Annotated in this window: 18 protein-coding genes; 7 read left to right on the top strand and 11 right to left on the bottom strand. The window is 32.1% G+C overall.

Annotated features, from left to right (window positions below; translation table 11 throughout):
* The coding region (locus CIGNP85_RS00005) for a DegT/DnrJ/EryC1/StrS family aminotransferase (RefSeq protein ID WP_179187343.1) at window positions 1–443 on the top strand (443 nt) is incomplete at its 5' end.
* Between the two features lie 28 nt (window positions 444–471).
* Here CIGNP85_RS00005 and CIGNP85_RS00010 read toward each other — a convergent pair.
* From CIGNP85_RS00010 to CIGNP85_RS00060, 11 genes are all read right to left on the bottom strand, one after another.
* Window positions 472–1,041, bottom strand: coding sequence for a ComF family protein (locus tag CIGNP85_RS00010; protein ID WP_086286621.1), 570 nt, complete (start codon window positions 1,039–1,041; stop codon window positions 472–474).
* Window positions 1,042–1,073: 32 nt separating this feature from the next.
* On the bottom strand, window positions 1,074–1,733 hold the full coding sequence (locus CIGNP85_RS00015; RefSeq protein WP_086232572.1) for a hypothetical protein: 660 nt from the start codon (window positions 1,731–1,733) through the stop codon (window positions 1,074–1,076).
* The gene (locus tag CIGNP85_RS00020; RefSeq protein WP_086225014.1) at window positions 1,730–1,936 is read right to left on the bottom strand and encodes a 2-hydroxymuconate tautomerase family protein; all 207 of its coding nucleotides are present in this window, start codon (window positions 1,934–1,936) and stop codon (window positions 1,730–1,732) included. The genes CIGNP85_RS00015 and CIGNP85_RS00020 overlap by 4 nt, the downstream gene beginning before the upstream one ends.
* Window positions 1,937–1,990: 54 nt before the next feature.
* On the bottom strand, window positions 1,991–2,338 hold the full coding sequence (locus CIGNP85_RS00025) for a DUF4878 domain-containing protein (RefSeq protein ID WP_179187344.1): 348 nt from the start codon (window positions 2,336–2,338) through the stop codon (window positions 1,991–1,993).
* A 9-nt stretch (window positions 2,339–2,347) separates the two neighbouring features.
* Window positions 2,348–4,138, bottom strand: coding sequence for a translation elongation factor 4 (lepA, locus tag CIGNP85_RS00030; protein ID WP_086286622.1), 1,791 nt, complete (start codon window positions 4,136–4,138; stop codon window positions 2,348–2,350).
* Window positions 4,139–4,145: 7 nt separating this feature from the next.
* Window positions 4,146–5,735, bottom strand: coding sequence for a DNA polymerase III subunit gamma/tau (locus tag CIGNP85_RS00035; protein WP_086286623.1), 1,590 nt, complete (start codon window positions 5,733–5,735; stop codon window positions 4,146–4,148).
* A gap of 9 nt (window positions 5,736–5,744) precedes the next feature.
* Window positions 5,745–7,073: a transcription termination factor Rho gene (gene rho, locus CIGNP85_RS00040; RefSeq protein WP_086225018.1), complete on the bottom strand. Its 1,329-nt coding sequence runs from the start codon at window positions 7,071–7,073 to the stop codon at window positions 5,745–5,747.
* 144 nt (window positions 7,074–7,217) lie between these two features.
* On the bottom strand, window positions 7,218–8,654 hold the full coding sequence (locus tag CIGNP85_RS00045) for a hypothetical protein (RefSeq protein ID WP_086241701.1): 1,437 nt from the start codon (window positions 8,652–8,654) through the stop codon (window positions 7,218–7,220).
* Window positions 8,638–10,212: a hypothetical protein gene (locus CIGNP85_RS00050; RefSeq protein WP_086241700.1), complete on the bottom strand. Its 1,575-nt coding sequence runs from the start codon at window positions 10,210–10,212 to the stop codon at window positions 8,638–8,640. Before CIGNP85_RS00050 ends, CIGNP85_RS00045 begins: the two co-directional genes overlap by 17 nt.
* 11 nt (window positions 10,213–10,223) lie before the next feature.
* Window positions 10,224–11,387 carry a 3'-5' exonuclease gene (locus CIGNP85_RS00055; protein WP_086241699.1) on the bottom strand — a complete coding sequence of 388 codons (1,164 nt, stop codon included), beginning with the start codon at window positions 11,385–11,387 and terminating at the stop codon, window positions 10,224–10,226.
* Window position 11,388: 1 nt separating this feature from the next.
* Complete coding sequence (locus CIGNP85_RS00060) at window positions 11,389–12,396, bottom strand: DUF1848 domain-containing protein (protein WP_086268694.1); 1,008 nt, start codon at window positions 12,394–12,396, stop codon at window positions 11,389–11,391.
* Between the two features lie 170 nt (window positions 12,397–12,566).
* On the opposite strand from CIGNP85_RS00060, the gene CIGNP85_RS00065 reads away from it, so the two are divergent.
* The 6 genes from CIGNP85_RS00065 (at window position 12,567) to CIGNP85_RS00090 (ending at window position 17,296) form a co-directional block, all read left to right on the top strand.
* Window positions 12,567–13,499, top strand: a complete 933-nt coding sequence (locus CIGNP85_RS00065) for an aspartate carbamoyltransferase catalytic subunit (RefSeq protein ID WP_086236046.1) — start codon at window positions 12,567–12,569, stop codon at window positions 13,497–13,499.
* Complete coding sequence (locus CIGNP85_RS00070) at window positions 13,499–14,779, top strand: dihydroorotase (RefSeq protein ID WP_086286624.1); 1,281 nt, start codon at window positions 13,499–13,501, stop codon at window positions 14,777–14,779. Before CIGNP85_RS00065 ends, CIGNP85_RS00070 begins: the two co-directional genes overlap by 1 nt.
* Complete coding sequence (locus CIGNP85_RS08570; protein WP_086225025.1) at window positions 14,779–15,204, top strand: type II secretion system protein; 426 nt, start codon at window positions 14,779–14,781, stop codon at window positions 15,202–15,204. The genes CIGNP85_RS00070 and CIGNP85_RS08570 overlap by 1 nt, the downstream gene beginning before the upstream one ends.
* Window positions 15,205–15,266: 62 nt before the next feature.
* Window positions 15,267–15,509 (top strand): AAC(3) family N-acetyltransferase, encoded by a 243-nt coding sequence (locus CIGNP85_RS08465; protein WP_272888181.1) that lies wholly within the window; start codon window positions 15,267–15,269, stop codon window positions 15,507–15,509.
* A gap of 89 nt (window positions 15,510–15,598) precedes the next feature.
* On the top strand, window positions 15,599–15,790 hold the full coding sequence (locus CIGNP85_RS00085; protein WP_086268691.1) for a hypothetical protein: 192 nt from the start codon (window positions 15,599–15,601) through the stop codon (window positions 15,788–15,790).
* A gap of 18 nt (window positions 15,791–15,808) precedes the next feature.
* Complete coding sequence (locus CIGNP85_RS00090; protein ID WP_086286625.1) at window positions 15,809–17,296, top strand: amino acid adenylation domain-containing protein; 1,488 nt, start codon at window positions 15,809–15,811, stop codon at window positions 17,294–17,296.
* Window positions 17,297–17,730: the final 434 nt, after the last annotated feature.

Raw genomic sequence — 17,730 nt, forward strand, 5'->3', positions numbered from 1 at the left:
GCGATGTGGCGTGTGCTTTGGGGCTAAGCCAAATCAAAAAGCTTGATAAGTTTATCTCTAGGCGTTATGAGATTGCTAAGATATATGATGATGCCTTTAAAAACTCAAAATATCTAAAAACGATAGATATCCCAGATAATATAAGAAGTGCTAGACATCTATATCCTGTGCTTTTAAACTCTAATTTATGGTGCGTAAAAGAGGATATCTATAACGAACTTCACGCTATGGGCATTGGGGTACAAGTGCATTATAAACCAACTTATCAATTTAGCTTTTATAAAAATTTATATGGTGAGATGAGATTAGATGGTGCTGAGGATTTTTATAGAGCTGAGCTTAGTCTGCCGTGCCATCAGATGATGAGTGATGATGATGCAAGAGTGGTTATATCAAGCTTAAATCAAATGTTAGAAAAATATAGCATTGGGTGTGGGATTTGATAAATTTAGGATTTTAACACTCAAATTCCTACTCCCTAGCATCGGCTAAAACTAAACCAAAAAGCACCCTAACTCCGGCTCTTTTTAAGAGCTTTTGAGCCTCTAGCATACTAGAGCCGGTAGTGATTATATCATCTACTAAGATTACAGGATATTTAATCTGCTTTAAAAGCTTGAATTGCCGTGGATTTTTGCGACGAAACTCCAAAGACTTTCCAGCATATTTCACACTATTTGTAGCACGCAATGCCCTATAAAGCGGTGATAATTCTGAATTTGATAAAGCCTTGGCTAGGATAGCAGTATGAGAATATCCGCTTTTTGTATTATCATCAAGCGGAATGACTAAAACCTTGCTCCCAAAGCTAAACTCACTAGCAAATTTAGTTAGACTCAAACGAGCCAAATTCGAAATCGCAAATGAGCCACAAAGTTGATGCTTAGTAGATAAAATCTCTTTTATATCACTATATTTATAAAAATAATATACCTTAAATCCATCTACTAATCTACAACCTTGCTGATACTCACTAAGTATCTTTTGGCAATCTTTACATATCAATTTAAGCGATATTTTAGCACATTTAAGGCACCGCATTAATTTACCAAAATAGCCTTAGAAATGGCCTTTTATAACTTTGAAATCTCTTGAGCAACTTTATTGGCTGATTGCTTGATTAGTAGATTCATATATAGGTCAAAATCATCTATCTTGCTTACGCTTAGATCGCTTACATTTTGAGTTGTAGTGATATAGAGTGTTCTATTTTTATTGATATTTTTAATTTTTAGCGTACCAAAGAGTTTTGAATTTAAATAATTTGCACCTGGACTATAAATGCTTTTGATATTATCAAATTCAAACTGAACCCTATATGTATAAGGCGAATCACCATCACTTGCAACATAAATTCCACGAGCTTCTAGTTCAGCAGCTAATGTTTCGTAAAATACTTTAGCAAAATTTTTATCAAATTTAATATATTTACCATTAATTTTTATTAACTTTTGTGTTTCTATTAAATCGATAACTTTATGGATATATACCTTTTTTAGTGCTGCTGATGTATCGATTGTGCGGATATTTTCACAACAATTTATTGCTACATCGCTTCTGTATAATTTACCATCAATTAGCGTCTCATAGCCTCTTTGTGAGCAAGGCTCACACTTTGCATCTATGCGAAATAGTGTTTGTTTAGGTTTTTGCTCCTGGTTAGTTTGTGTGTTATTGCTTATAGCGCATCCACCTAAAATCATTGTTAAAACTAAAACCAAAAATACTCTCATTTTCTCTCCCTTATAGATTTTATACTCTCTCCTGCTAGGCCATAATTTTGCATATCTATCTCATCGATGATTACAACGGTGCTAGATTTATTCCTACCTAAAACCCGACTTACTAACTCTGTTACACCCTCTATAAGCTGTGCTTTTTGCTCAGCTGTAGGCTCTCCATTCTCTTTAGTTACTCTAATGTTGATATATGGCATTATTTTCCTTTTAAGTTATATTAGCAAATTTTGTGCCATTGTTAATTTTATATACTATTTTACTATTTGCCACTCTCCGTTATTATCTCTTTTGAGCTTGATCTTATCTCCATCTATGTGGGCATTAGCAGATCTGATTTTGATAGTTATATAGGCGCTATTTTCACTAATATCTTGGCTTAATATCTCTATATTTTTTATTATCTCATTTTGATTTTTATCCATAGCGTTTTGTATATACTCCATTGCCGGGTTGGATTTGATCTCTTCTGGCAAGGCAACCTTGATAATCTCTTGGATATTACCATCTTTAACGCTATTTAATATATCTGTCGCCTTAGAGCTATCAGAGTTACATCCAGCTATAATCAATGCTGGTATAATCCATAATCCCCTTTTCATCATCTCCCCTTAATCTATCTTAAGCACGCTTAAAAACGCCTCACTAGGCAAGGTTACCTTGCCTATGGCTTTCATACGCTTTTTACCCTCTTTTTGTTTTTCTAGAAGTTTTCTTTTGCGTGTTATATCGCCACCATAGCATTTAGCAGTTACATTTTTGCCCATTGATTTGACCGTTTCTCTAGCGATAATTTTGCTTCCTATACTAGCTTGGATCGCTACTTCAAATAGCTGTCTTGGGACTATCTCTTTCATCGCTTTGACAAAATCCCTACCCTTACTCATAGCCTTTTCTTCAGGTACTATGATAGATAGAGCATCTACGGTCTCACCTGCTACTTTGATATCTAGCTTAACTAACTTGCCAATCCTATACTCACTTGGTTCATAATCAAAACTCGCATAGCCTTTTGTGGCGCTTTTGAGCTTATCATAAAAATCCATAACTATCTCATTCATCGGTATATCATACTCCAAAAGAACCCTTGAAGTGGTGATATAATCCATCTTAGTTTGAATAGCACGGCGTGAGCTTAAAAGAGTTATGATATTGCCTAAAAACTCGCTTGGTGTGATGATAGTAGCCTTGACATATGGCTCTTTTATATGCTCTATTTTATTTACTGGTGGTAGTTCGCTTGGGTTTTGAATATTTATAGTAGCTCCATCGGTGCATACTACTTGATAGGTAACTGTCGGTGCGGTAGCTATCAAATCTAGATTAAACTCACGCTCTAATCTCTCTTTGACAACTTCCATATGCAATAAACCCAAAAATCCAACCCTAAATCCAAAACCAAGAGCCGCTGAAGTCTCAGGCTCATAACTTATAGAGCTATCATTTAATTTTAATTTATCTAAAGCATCTCTTAAATCTTCAAATTTATCTGTATCAATAGGATATAATCCAGCAAAGACAAATGGCTTGGCCTTTTCAAATCCACCTATTGGCTCTGCGGCTCTATTTTTGGCTAGAGTTATAGTATCACCTACACTTACACTAGCTACATCTTTTAGCCCCAAAACCACTATGCCTACTTCGCCGGCTTTTAGCTCATTAGTCTTGATAAGCAAAACAGGATTTGGATACATCAGATCTAATACAATATGCCTTTTATCAGTTCCCATTACATAGACTTCATCACCCTTTTTAAGGCTACCATCGTATAATCTCACAAGAGCCAAAGCGCCTAGATAGTTATCAAACCAACTATCATAAATAAGCGCTTTAAGTGGTAAATTCAAATCCGCTTTTGGCGGTGGAATCTTGCGAATTATTGTCTCTATTAGCTCTTTTATCCCAACTCCACTTTTAGCACTCACCTCTAAAGCCTCAGAGCAATCAAGCCCAATAACATGCTCTATCTCATTTTTGACTCTATCTGGATCGGCTGCTGGGAGATCTATTTTGTTTATTACTGGAATTATCTCAAGATTATTTTCAAGTGCGATATATACATTTGCTATTGTCTGGGCCTCGACTCCTTGAGAGGCATCTACTACTAGCAAAGCCCCTTCACAACTTGCCAAACTCCTACTAACTTCATAGCTAAAATCCACATGCCCTGGGGTATCAATCAAATTTAATATATAATTCTGCCCATCAAGTGTATAGCCAAGCCTTACAGATTGCGCTTTTATAGTGATTCCACGCTCTTTTTCTATATCCATTGTATCCATGACTTGAGAGCTCATAGATCTCTCATCGACAGCGCCACACTCTGTTATAATGCGATCTGCTAGCGTGCTTTTGCCATGATCTATATGGGCTATAATGCTGAAATTTCTTATATTTTCCATAATTTTCCTAACTATTTGATAAAATCTGCGGCTCTCCAAACAGCCGTTTTAACTCTTTTAAATTCATATCCTCTTGGCTTATTGATGATTTTAGTGCCTCTAATCCTTTTGGCTCATCGGTTGGTTTTGAATTTGGATTTTGCTTATTTAGCGTAGTCTGCTCTATTATTGGTGGCATTGGAGCACGGCTAAGCGGGCTTTGCTTTTTTGGTTCACTTTTTTGTACATTTAGCTTGCTATTATCTCCATAAATACTACGAACAGATGGTAAAATTACATCATTATAAAATTTCCTAGCCAAAATTAGCTGATCATCACTCATAGCAAACTCAAGATTTAAAGTGTTATCTTTAAACCCTTTAAAACTCACACACTCATCAAAAATTACACCTAGTTCATAGCTTTTATCATAAATGGCATCAACAAATAGTTGATAGTTATTTTTTGATTTTGGCTTAACTGATGTTAAATTAGAATGGTTTTGCTCTGTTGGCTGCGAGGTTAAATTTGAGACTGAATTTAGCGATAAATTTGAATTGGGTGATTGAGATTTTAGTGATGATATCGCATCATCAATATTTGTAAGATTAAATGCCTCAAGCATCATAAATAATGTGATAAATAAAACAAATTCTGGATCGGCTGAGTTATTTAGCATAGCTTTAGCTTCGCTTAATATCCTAAAAAATCTCTCAAAAATCAAAAGTGAAAAGTCGCCATTTTGGTGTATAAATTTATACTTTAAATACTCGATTAATTCATCAATTATTGAGCTAGAATCATAATTTTGAAGCTCATTTAAAAGCTGTAAAAGATTATTTTTATCCCTTGAATTTATTATTGCAAATATCTCATCAATCTTGGCTGGATCAAGCAGTCCTAACATATCTACAACAACCTTATGCGTGAGCTTTTCGTGTGAGTAGATAATAGCTTGATCAAGTAAGGTAAGAGTATCTCTAAGGCTACCACCACCACTTCTAGCTAAGACCTCTAAGGCTCTTGGCTCAAATTCAATCCCTTCTTTATTTAATATAAACTCCAAATGCTTTACCACACTAGCCTTAGCAATAGAGTGAAATCTAAAATGTTGAGTCCGTGATAAAACAGTAGCTGGAAGTTTCAGCGGATCAGTAGTCGCTAAAATAAATTTAACATAATCAGGTGGCTCTTCAAGCGTCTTTAAAAGCGCATTAAAGGCCTCTTTGGTTAGCATATGAACCTCATCAATGATAAATATCTTAAATCTCGCACTACTTGGTGAGTATTTTGTCTGCTCGATTAACTCTCTGATATCATCGATTTTACGATGACTTGCTGCGTCCATCTCTATGATATCCATATGTCGATTTTCATTAGCCATTATACAATTTGGGCAAACTTCGCACGGATGAGCGCTTATACCCTTTTGACACAATAAAGCCTTAGCAAAAATCCTAGCACTACTAGTTTTGCCACTCCCTCTAAGCCCCGAAAATAGATACGCATGGCCTAATCTATTAGAATCTAAGGCATGAGATAGCGTATTTGCCACCACATCTTGGCCTATTAATTCATCAAAGCTCTTTGGGCGATATTTGAGTGCTAAAGCTTTCAAATTTAGTCCTTATTCGTTCATTATGCTTAAAAGCTCTTTATTGTTTTTGGTTTTTAACATTTTAGAGTATAGAAATTTAAGAGCCTCTATATCATCCATAGTAGCTATAATATTTCGTATAGCCCAAATTTTGCCTAAATCATCACTACCTTGTAGTAATTCATCTTTTCTAGTGCCGGATTTGAGTATATTTACAGCTGGATAAATTCTGCGATCTGAAATGGTGCGATCTAAGATAATTTCGCTATTACCCGTGCCTTTAAACTCTTCAAATATCACATCATCCATTCTAGAACCTGTATCGATCAAAGCAGTCGCTACTATCGTTAGACTTCCGCCATTTTCTATATTTCTAGCTGCACCAAAAAATCTCTTTGGCTTATGAAGAGCATTGGCATCCACACCACCACTTAAAACCTTACCGCTACTTGGGGTTACTGTGTTATACGCTCTAGCAAGGCGAGTAATGCTATCAAGCAATATCACAACATCTTTTCCCATCTCTACTAGCCTTTTAGCCTTTTCTATCACCAACTCGGCTACCCTTACATGATTTGACGCTGGCAAGTCAAATGTAGAGCTAAATACCTCACCACGCACACTGCGTTGCATATCTGTAACCTCTTCTGGCCTCTCATCTATTAAAAGCACTATTAGCTCAACTTCTGGGTGATTTCTTGTAATGCCGTGAGCTAGCTCTTTCATAAGCTCAGTTTTACCTGTTCTAGGTGGGGCAACTATAAGCCCCCTTTGCCCCTTGCCTATCGGGGTGAAAAGATCAAGCACACGACCTGTAAGCTTCATTGGATCATATTCTAATTGAATTTTTTGATTTGGAAATAGCGGAGTTAGATTATCAAATAATGGGCGCTCTTTGGCTTCGGCTATGGATTTATAATTTATCGCTTCTATCTTTAAAAGAGCGTAATATTTCTCTTGTTCTCTTGGCTCTCTTACTTGTCCGGTTATGATATCACCGACTCTTAGGGCGAATTTTTTAATCTGGCTTAGGCTAACATATGTATCATTAGCAGAATCACTCAAATTCGCATCAGTAGAGCGTAAAAAGCCATATCCGCCCTCAACTATCTCTAAAATTCCAGTAAATAAGATAAATCCGCCTTGCTTAGTTTGTGCTTTTAAAATCTCAAATACTAGCTCTTGACGACGAAATTCTCTAGGGTTTTGTACTCCGACCTCTTCAGCGATGGCAACTAAGCTATCTAAATCTTGGAGCCTAAGCTCTTCTATTTTATATCCATCAACAGGCGTGTGTGTGCGTGTATGTTGTTTTTTGGTTGGTTGGTTTGATTGTTGAGCAGTTTCCTTATTTTCCATTAGACCTCTTTAATATAGTGAATAAATAGCAGTACAACGAATAAAATTGTAGTTTGAAAGAACCAATTTTATACAAATTTTCTTAAATTGTCAATAAAAGAGATAAATTTAGCTATCTATTAAAAATTATATTTAAGCTAAATTTTATTTATTAACTTCAAATAGTATTGAATATTTTGTATAACAATGTTCTGTTCTATCATATGCTTCGTTGCTTATTAATCTAGCATTATATTTGCTACGAAAATACTCATAAAATATGTTTATTCTATTATTTGAAGTTGCGTTAATATATGGACTAACGCATATAAATAAATTTGATTTTCCCATGGCATTTTCTATGGAATTATATAATTTCTGATTTAAGACTACAGCTTCCATATCCAAAATATTTGAAAAAATATGAACTACCGGAATTTCTTTATTTTTAAATTTGAGCTCGCTCTCTTCTATATCATTTAAATATTTACATATTGGATTAATTTTTGAGTCAACACAAAATGCGTTAGAATGAAGTATAGCCCTAGATAAAGCAAGTTTGGAAGGCTCAATTAATATTATTTCATCTATTTTACAATCTAATTTATTATTGTTAATAAAATCACATAAATTCATAATCCCCATCGCTTGGCCACACCCATAATCTACTACATTTAATTTATCTAGCTTATAAAATTCATCAAGTAGTAATTTTAAAGATTTTTGCAATTTAGATGAATGCATTTTACCAAAAGAGTATATATACTGGATCAAATCTTCTTTGTCTTTTAATACAGCTTTGCCTCTATCTAAATTATAATGCCTAGAATTTGTATCGGTTATATGTGTTGAATAATATTCTTTAGCATGGTTTTGTATATCTGTAAATTTGATATTTTTAATTGAATTTATAAAATCAGCATAATCGCCATTTTCTATCTTAATAGCTATATCTTCGATGCTCTCATAGTGGAAAATATTATGAATTTGCGCATCCCATTGATTTAAAAATTCATCTTTATCTCTTGCTTGATATAGAAAATCTTGCAAAGATTTGGTATCTAAAAAATCATTTTGAACATCTAAAAATTTTTGCTCAAAAATATCTAATATACTATTATAAATATATAGATTTTTTCGGTTTAATTTTAGTGAATTAAAGATATATTGTTTTATTATAAAATTAATGATATCTCTGTCTTCATTGGATTCATATCCTTTTTTGAGAGTAAATATTATATCATTTATATTAGATTTAATTCTATCTAAATTTAAATTTTTTCTCATTAAATACATAACTTGGACTGTGTAGCCTAAATCAATTTTATTTTGTATTAATCTATCATAAAGATAGAAAAAAGAAGTATCTAGCATATATCTATTATATAGCTTCATAAGCAAGATAATAAAAGAAAAATGTCTAGTATTTGATATATCAAGTTTATTATATATTATCTCTTGGTGAATATTTATTTTATCTAGCTCATCTTTAATATTTTGGCTATAAATATTATAGCCATCATTCATATATTCATAGATATTTTGAAAATTATCATCTAGAGAGTGTGGCAAATTTTTAATTGTGTTAATTAGTAGATTCATAGTCAAGAAGCCCTTTGTCTTTGCTTATAATTTTTCGTATATCATTACAAGCATTTTCATAATCTATTTTTCGTTTAGATTTAGATGGTTTAGAATCTAGTTTACTAAGTATTTCATTTATTTCATTTATTAAATTATCTTTTTTATCTTGAATTGTTTCAATATGATTATTATCCATAATGTAGTTTCTATCTAAATTGTCGCTATTTGTCAAAATATCATTTTGATTGATATTTGCAAACTTTTGTCTTAATATAATATTTTCTTTTTTTAGTTGATTTATTTTTTGTTCATACTCTGCACATCGTTTTATAATTTCTTCTATGCCATTAGAAATTTTTTCTAGATTTTGATTTTTTATGTTATCTAATTCATTTAAGTTTTTAGATAAATTCTTATCTTCTTCTATATATTTTGCCAAGTAAGTATCATTTTGATAAAAATTCATCTTATATTCATCTATAAAATCATATATACTAAATGGTCTTGATGAATCAAATAGATAATAATCTTTATCATCTTCCATTCTACTTTTCGAATTTTGCTTATATTTATCTAAAAACAATATATCTATATTATCTTTATCTTTTATGGCGTATTGATATATTATCTCTATTATCACTCTACCTATAAAGCTATTTATATCAAATTTAACTTTTTTTTTCTCATAAAATGTCCTTAGACCATCATATCCTTTATTGTATCCATAAAGAAAAAGAGTATCATTATTCATATTTTTAATCTTTTCGCTTGATATTGGATCGCTTGCTTTAAATAGATCATATAAAATTTTTAATCCAGTATCTGTATCATGTAATTTAAATTTATCCATTGGTACTTCAAATTTATCTTTTATACCAGCACTTATATTCTTTGCATCAAGTTTATTTTTGCAATCTTTAAAATTTAATATTTCATAATTTGATAAATCTAATTTTTTAATAGGTATTATTTCTAAATTTGGTTTAAAATTTGTAATTTTTTTATACTCTGTAGCGATATCTTTATTTAATATAGACAAAATATCAAACAAAGTTTTATTCAGGTTATTATTTTCTTTATGACTGATAAAAGCCATAGCTCCCATTATTCTATTAAATTTATCTAGCTTTATAGCTAAATTTTCATCTTTTGAATTAGGTAAATGAATTGGTATTGTTAAATTAATTTGTTCTATATTCAGCTTTTCAAATATCTCTTTATGAATAATAGCTCCTCCACCTACAGTATTTGTTGCCATATTTGCATTGGATATTAACCTATCAATATTATCAATATCTTTGATATAAATTTTATTTATTCTTGAAATAGGGATAGCTTCTTTTATAATAATTATATTTTCACTATCTTGAACAAACTCATCTTCAACTAACACGGCAATTAAGCAATCAGAATTTTGAGGTAACTCTTTATTTTTTAAAGCTATGATATTATTAGGACATAAATTTTGAATATCACATATATGATCTGTTTTAAAATATGCCCTTGCTTTAATAATTCCAGTTCCAAAATAGTGAACTATGTTATCTTTTTTTATAGGTATAAAAATCTCTTTCATATTATTCTTTCTTAATTTTTCATTTCATTATAATCTTTTTTTATATAACAATCAGTTTTACCCATATCATTAAAATACTGTATTTTATTTAACGAAACATTATTTAATAAAATTAAATTAGTTTTAGCTCTTGTTAATCCTACATAATAATCTTTCTTAGTTATTATATTTTGATTTATTGTCTTATTTTCCGTAATAAGTCTTATAAGATGTAATTTTGGTATAATAACAGTATCAAATTCTAAACCCTTAGCGGATTTAAAAGTGCATATATGAACTCTTCCTATTTTAACCTCATTTTCATTGCTAACATAATAAGTGCAATCGACACGACTTTTTAACTCATCATAATAATACTCTACAGAACACTCTTTAATATGCTTATTATTGAATTTATTACAACCATCCTCTTGAGCAAATGGCAACAATATAGCGATATTTGTATCAGAATATGATTTTATAAGCTCAACAATAAAAGATATCTCTTCATCATTTGGGATATTTTCATAAACTACTGGTAAAGTATATCTATCATTTGAAAAATTATCTAATGCTTCTACGCTCTGCCCCAAGCCTATAAAGGCTGTTACAAACTCATATATCCCTTGATCATAGCGATATATTCGATTCAAAGAGTATTTTTTTAATGGTTCAAATTCGCAATCTTTTAGTATATTTTCCAATCTCTCTTCTGTATCTGGTCTATTTTGGTTGCTATATAGTTGTTGATTCATATCTGCATTAATGCAAATCCTCTTAGTAGCAGATGCAATTGCCTTAAATGCCTCTATCTCTATATCTTGGGCTTCATCTATTATAACCACATCATATTTTATATCAGGTTCTATTATCCAGCTATTATTATATTTAAAAGTTTCATATAATGATTTAACTTCATTAATGTTATTGCCACTTTGTTCTATGCAACAATTTAAATATTTTCGCAAACTTTTTGTATAAGCTATCATTATAATATTATTATCTTTAGCATCATTTATATATCTCCATAGAGATACTATGCTTTTGCCACATCCTGCTGGCCCAGTAACCCAAAATGGATCTTTTGAATTTAAAACCATTTGCTGATTTGCTGATAAATCTGTTATTAGTGGAAATGATACTGCATATTCCCTTGCTGGTTCTTCGCTGACTTTATTGGAATTAGATATCGCCATTTTACACCCCTATAATGCTTTCTGAATTTGGATTTATAAGATATTTTTTATAGTTACTTATCGCTGTTTTGGCTGAAGTATTAGCATAACAATATATACATTGATGAACGCATGTATTATACTGACCGATATCCTTAGCAACTATACAGCCGCAATCTTCCCTTTGTCCTTTATCCTTATTTTCCTTAGTTTTTTTAATCTCTATACCAAAAAGCCCCCGGTTTACTTCTACCCCTAGAAATTTCATTAGTTTTTGATCATTATAAAACTGTTCTATCATTAAATCATCATCTACGCATTTATTATGCTTTATATTAAATTTATCCAAATCAATCTTTTCGCTACAAGTCGCTACTTTAATCCCCCAACGCCTAGCCATCTGCGATATATGTTTTGCCATATATTCCATTTTTTGGGAATCAAACTCAATATAAGGGACATTTTTTAAATTATTTTGAACCTTTTTATAGGACGATATATCAGCAAAACTAAATACAAGCTTATTAGTATATTTATAAAGCTCATCACCAATTTTTTCTACTCTTTCTAATAAAGCGTCCATAGGTAAATTTTTAGTTATTAAAAGTGGGTCGTATCTCCATATAACTCTAGATTTTCCTAATCTATCAGATAATCTTTTAAAAGTTTCAATACGTTTTTTTTTGCTTGGCACACCAGCCTCTAGCCCCTCAATCTCATAATCATTTAAGCTATATTGAAAATAATAATTGACTCCAATGCTATCAAAATAATCTAAATGTCTTATCATTGGTTCAGGATTTTTGCTCCAAAAAACTATAAGCCTAGTATTATTAAAATTCACATACAAAGGCTTACCATTAAAAGGATTAATCCACTTTATATAGCCTATTTCAAATCTATTTCTAAACCAATCAGCAAAGAACGCTGGTATATCAGTCGCCCTACTAGCAGAGATAATCACAGGAGCTTGCGCCTTTACAGTTTCGCCACTATCTAAAACAATATCCTTGCTCTCCCAAATAGCCATATTTTCACCTAAAAAATTATTTAAATTTCACTATAATATCAAAATATACTTATATTGAAGTAAATACTATAAAAAGAAATTTAAATTTAAATAAATATCTCAAATTTCAAAATTAAATCTACCATTAAGCCAAATCTAGATAAAATATCGTATTAAAAAAAGGGGCAAAAATGGCATACTCCAAAAAGGATCTCATCTCTACAAAAGATCTTACCACCGAGAATATATATCAAATTTTAAACCTAGCTAAAGATTACAAAAATTTAAATTTACAAAATGAGAAAAAGTCTCCACTTTTAAAAGGCGTAACGGTTGTAAATTCATTTTTCGAAAACTCCACTAGAACTCGCACAAGCTTTGAAATTGCGGCCAAAAGGCTATCTAGCGATGCTATAAATTTCACTGCTAGTAACTCAAGCACCAATAAAGGCGAAACCCTAATAGATACAATCAAAAATATAGAATCTATGCAAACAGATATCTTTATAATGCGTCATAGTAGTTCAGGTGCAGCACAATTTGTCGCTTCTCGCACTCCTAGCTGTGTGATAAATGCAGGAGATGGTTGCAATGAGCATCCTACTCAAGCGTTATTAGATCTCTTTACAATATATGAAAAATTTGGCTCATTTAATAATCTTACAGTTTCAATCATTGGTGATATAGCTCACTCTAGGGTAGCTAGATCAAATATCTATGCTATGCAAACATTAGGTATAAAAGTTAAACTATTTGGCCCACCCCAAATGATGCAATATGCTAAGGTTTTTGGTTGTGAAATTTGCAAAGATATGGATGAGGCAGTAAGTGGAAGCGATGCTATTATCATGCTTAGAATTCAGCTAGAAAGAAGCGATGATGAGACTCCATTTCCAAGCATTAGAGAGTATTGCAGATATTTTGGACTAAGCAAAACTAGAATGCAAAAAGCAAAAGAAAATGTAATAATTCTCCATCCAGGACCAATCAATCGTGGAGTAGAGTTAAATAGCGATGTAGCTGATGACCCACGCATATCTACAATCTTATCACAAGTAGAAAATGGCGTAGCTGTGCGTATGGCTATATTAGATATAGTTTATAAAAATCTAAAAGGGCTATAATGAAAACTTTAATAAAAAATGGAACAATAATCAATGCCAACGAGAGCAAAAAAGCAAATATATTAATACAAGATGATAAAATTATCTCTATTACCACAGATGAGCCATCTGCTGATATAGTAATAGATGCTAATGGCAAACTAGTTATGCCAGGATTAATTGATATCCATGTGCATTTTAGAGATCCAGGGTTTGAGTATAAAGATGATATTATTACTGGATCGCAAACTGCAGTAGCTGGTGGAGTAACTGCTTGTTGTCCAATGGCAAATACAAATCCTGTTAATGATAATGCTACAATAACTAGAGATATGATAGAAAAGGCTAAAAAACGAGGCCTAATAGATTTAATGCCAATTGGAGCTATAACAAAAGGTATGAAAGGCGGTGGAATTACTGAGATGGGAGAGATGAGTGAGGCTGGATGCGTGGCATTTAGCGATGATGGATTGCCTGTTAGCTCTAGCGATGTTATGAGAGCTGCGCTTGAGTATTCAGCGTTTCACGACTCATTTATCATAAATCACTCTCAAGACTGCTCACTATGTAGAAATGGCCACATGAATGAAGGTCTAATGTCTATGAAGCTAGGTATCAAAGGTATGCCAAGAGAGCAAGAAGAGATAATGATAAGTCGTGATATGCTCTTAGCTAAACTCACAGGCGGCCATATCCATATAGCTCATGTTAGTAGTGCATGGAGTTTAAAACTAATAGAAACAGCTAAAAAAGAGGGAATAAATATCACTTGTGAAGTCTGTCCGCACCACTTCACCTTCGATGATAGCTATCTTGAAAACTATGATACAAATTACAAAATGTCTCCACCACTTCGCACCAAAGCTGATGTAGAGGCTATGAGAGATGGATTAAAAAATGGAATTATAGATATCATCTGTACTGATCATGCTCCGCATCATAATGATGAAAAACAAAGAGAATTTGATAAGGCTCCATTTGGAATTTTAGGCCTTCAAACACTCATTCCACTTACTTTAAATTTAGTTCGTGATGGGGTGATAAGCTTAAATAAGATGGTAGAGCTAACTAGTCTAAATCCAGCCAAACTACTAAAACTAAACGATAGAGGAGTTATTGCTGAGGGTTATTTGGCTGATATTACAATTGTCGATCCTGATTTTGAATATCTCTACGATGAGAAGCTAAACAAATCTAAATCACAAAACTCACCACTTCTAGGTAAAAAACTAAAAGGTGCTGCAATCAAAACTATAAAATCTGGAAGATTAGTATATGATTTTCCAAATGTGGTGGCGTGATGAGAAGCGCATTTACAATGATTGAGCTAGTCTTTGTCATTGTGGTGCTTGGCATTTTAGCTAGTATCGCAGTACCTAGGCTAGTTGCTACTAAGGACGATGCAAGTGCTGTAACATCAGCTACTTTACTAAAAGATACCATCGTCCAGCTTACTGCATATTATACTATAAATGGCAAACTACCAGCTGGTGAATTAAAATCTCAAAGCAATCTAGAAAATCTCGCTCCAACATATAAAAAATCACTAGATAAAAACGAAGCTTGGACAAGTTGCCTAAATATCACGCTTACAAGCGATACTATTAGTGTTGATGATGCTAGTAATTCAAGCGAGCCATTATGCAAAACTTTAGTTAAAATCCCAGCTGTTAAAGAGTGGATAGATAATGATATCACCCTAAGCAGTAGCGGAATATTTAATTAATTTTTACTATTAAAAGGTAAATTTGCTTATTATCTGGATCGACTGGAGCGTTAGTTAACTGGATATTAAAAAACCGCCTTGAATTTGGCCGTACAGCTCACCCGATTTATTCATTAATGGTTTGGGGCAAGGATGCTAAAATGCTTGCTAATCTTAATAATATCGATGCCTTTGAGAGTTACTCGCTATTTGGTTATATGTATAAATTTGATGCGAAAATGGTCTTTTTTAATGTAGCAATCAATATGGGAATTACATTTACACACTATGTAGAAGGCTTTGCAAGTGCCATATCGCTATTTTAAGCCTTTTACGGCTGGATATATTGATGCTAATGGCGTAGAGACTAAGAGAACTTATGTAATGTATGTTCGTGCTGCTGGGGTAAAAAAATATGCCAAATAGTTTTTATGAAAGTATTTTAAAGGAAGTTAAATTTGATAGTTATTATATCAAGCTGCTTGGTTCTTGTGATACTTTTAGAATTACAGATAATGATTTATTAAATAATGGCGGTAAAAATCTTTATACATTTATTGATTATGAACTTGATTGGAATAAAGGGGTATTTGTTAGTGAAAAATAAGATATTTAAGGTAGCGTGATGATTAGCAATATTTATGAATTTCTAGATAAAAGTGTAGCAAAATATCCAAATAAAACACTATTTGTAAGCGGTAAGAATTGTATTAATTATCTTGAATTTAGCCATAAAAGTAGCGCTTTGGCTAGCAAGATTTTAGAATTTGGGTTAAATAAAAAGCCAGTTTTAATAATTTTGCCAAAATCCATCGAAGCACTTATAGCGATGTTTGGCGTGGCTAGAAGTGGAAATTTTTATAGTATTATAGATGAGAAAATGCCATTTGAGCGAGTGCAAAAAATTATAAATATTTTAAAACCTGCACTTATTATTACAGCAAGGGATTTAGACAGTAGTGTTAATGAATATGGTGCTGATGTAATTTATAGCGATGAATTTGATAGCTTTGAGTTAAATTTATCACTGCTTAGTAGAGTTGAGATTATTGATACTGACTTGCTTTATGTGCTATTTACTAGCGGAAGCACAGGTGAGCCAAAAGGTGTGAGTATCAGCCATAAAAGTGTGATTGATTATACATTTTGGGTTAGTAAAACATTTGATGTTGGAAGTGATGAAATATTGGTAAATCAAGCACCATTTTATTTTGATAACTCAATTTTAGATATCTTTACTACAGTTAGATGCGGAGCGACTTTACATCTTTTATCTACTTTTGAATTTGCCTTTCCAGCTAAGGTAGTGGAGTATTTAAAAACTCACGGTGTTACGATGATATTTTGGGTTCCTAGCGTGTTAATATACTTTGCTAATACAAGAGCGTTAGAACATCAAGAGCTAAAAACACTTAAAAAGGTGTTATTTTGTGGTGAGATAATGCCAAATCGTCAGTTAAATATCTGGAGAAAAGCCTTGCCAAATGCACTTTATGCTAATTTATATGGGCCAACTGAGATAACCGATGTATGCTGCTACTATGTGTGTGATAGAGAATTTGGTGATGATGAGCTACTACCAATTGGCAAAGCATGTAAAAATACACAAATTTTACTTTTTGATGAAGATAATAACCTTATTACTCAGCCATTTATCAAAGGTGAATTATGCGTGCGTGGTAGTAGTCTTAGTCTTGGTTATTATGGCGATAGGACTAAGAGTGCGCAGGTATTTATCCAAAATCCACTTCATAATAACTTCTACGACCCAATTTATAAAACTGGCGATATTGCAGCTTATAATGAGTATAATGAGTTAATCTGTTATGGCAGGCTAGATTCTCAAATCAAGCTAAATGGCCACAGGATCGAGCTAGGTGAGATAGAAGCGGCATTAAATTCACATCCGCAAATCAAGCGTTCAGCATGTAAATTTACTGGTGAGAAAATTGTAGCGTTTTATGAAGCTAGTAGAGATATAGATAAGATTAGAGAGTTTTTAAGTAAAAAAATTCAAGAGTATATGATCCCAAAAATATTTATAAGATTGGATAAATTTGCTCTAAATGCTAATGGCAAAATCGATAGAAAGGCGCTTGATGATAAGCTTTGAGAAGTAATTGCTCAAGGAAAGGTAGCTAAAGATTGCGCTAGAATTGCTAGAGATAAATTTGATAATGTTAAGCTTTTAGATATTAATGAAATTTCAAATTTAGATGAGTATTTTAATTCCTTAAAAGGCCATCTAATAATTAGCACAAATAATACCTATATATTTAAGCCTAGATGAGTAGAAAATAACACTATAATCAACTATCACAACGCTTTGCTTCCTAATCACCGTAGTAAATAGAGATACTCAAGCGCTCAAATAACTTTAATCTAGTACCATTTGGTGGGCTATGATCGTAGCTATAGATGCTCAAAAATATTATATGAAGCATATAAGGCAATAATGGAATCTAAGAGTAATATATTGCAACTATGAGAATAAGGTGATTTAATAAAAATATCTATTTATTAAATCGCCTTATTTATGCTTATTCT

It is taken from the genome of Campylobacter sp. P0085, assembly GCF_002139495.1.
GTDB lineage: Bacteria > Campylobacterota > Campylobacteria > Campylobacterales > Campylobacteraceae > Campylobacter > Campylobacter devanensis.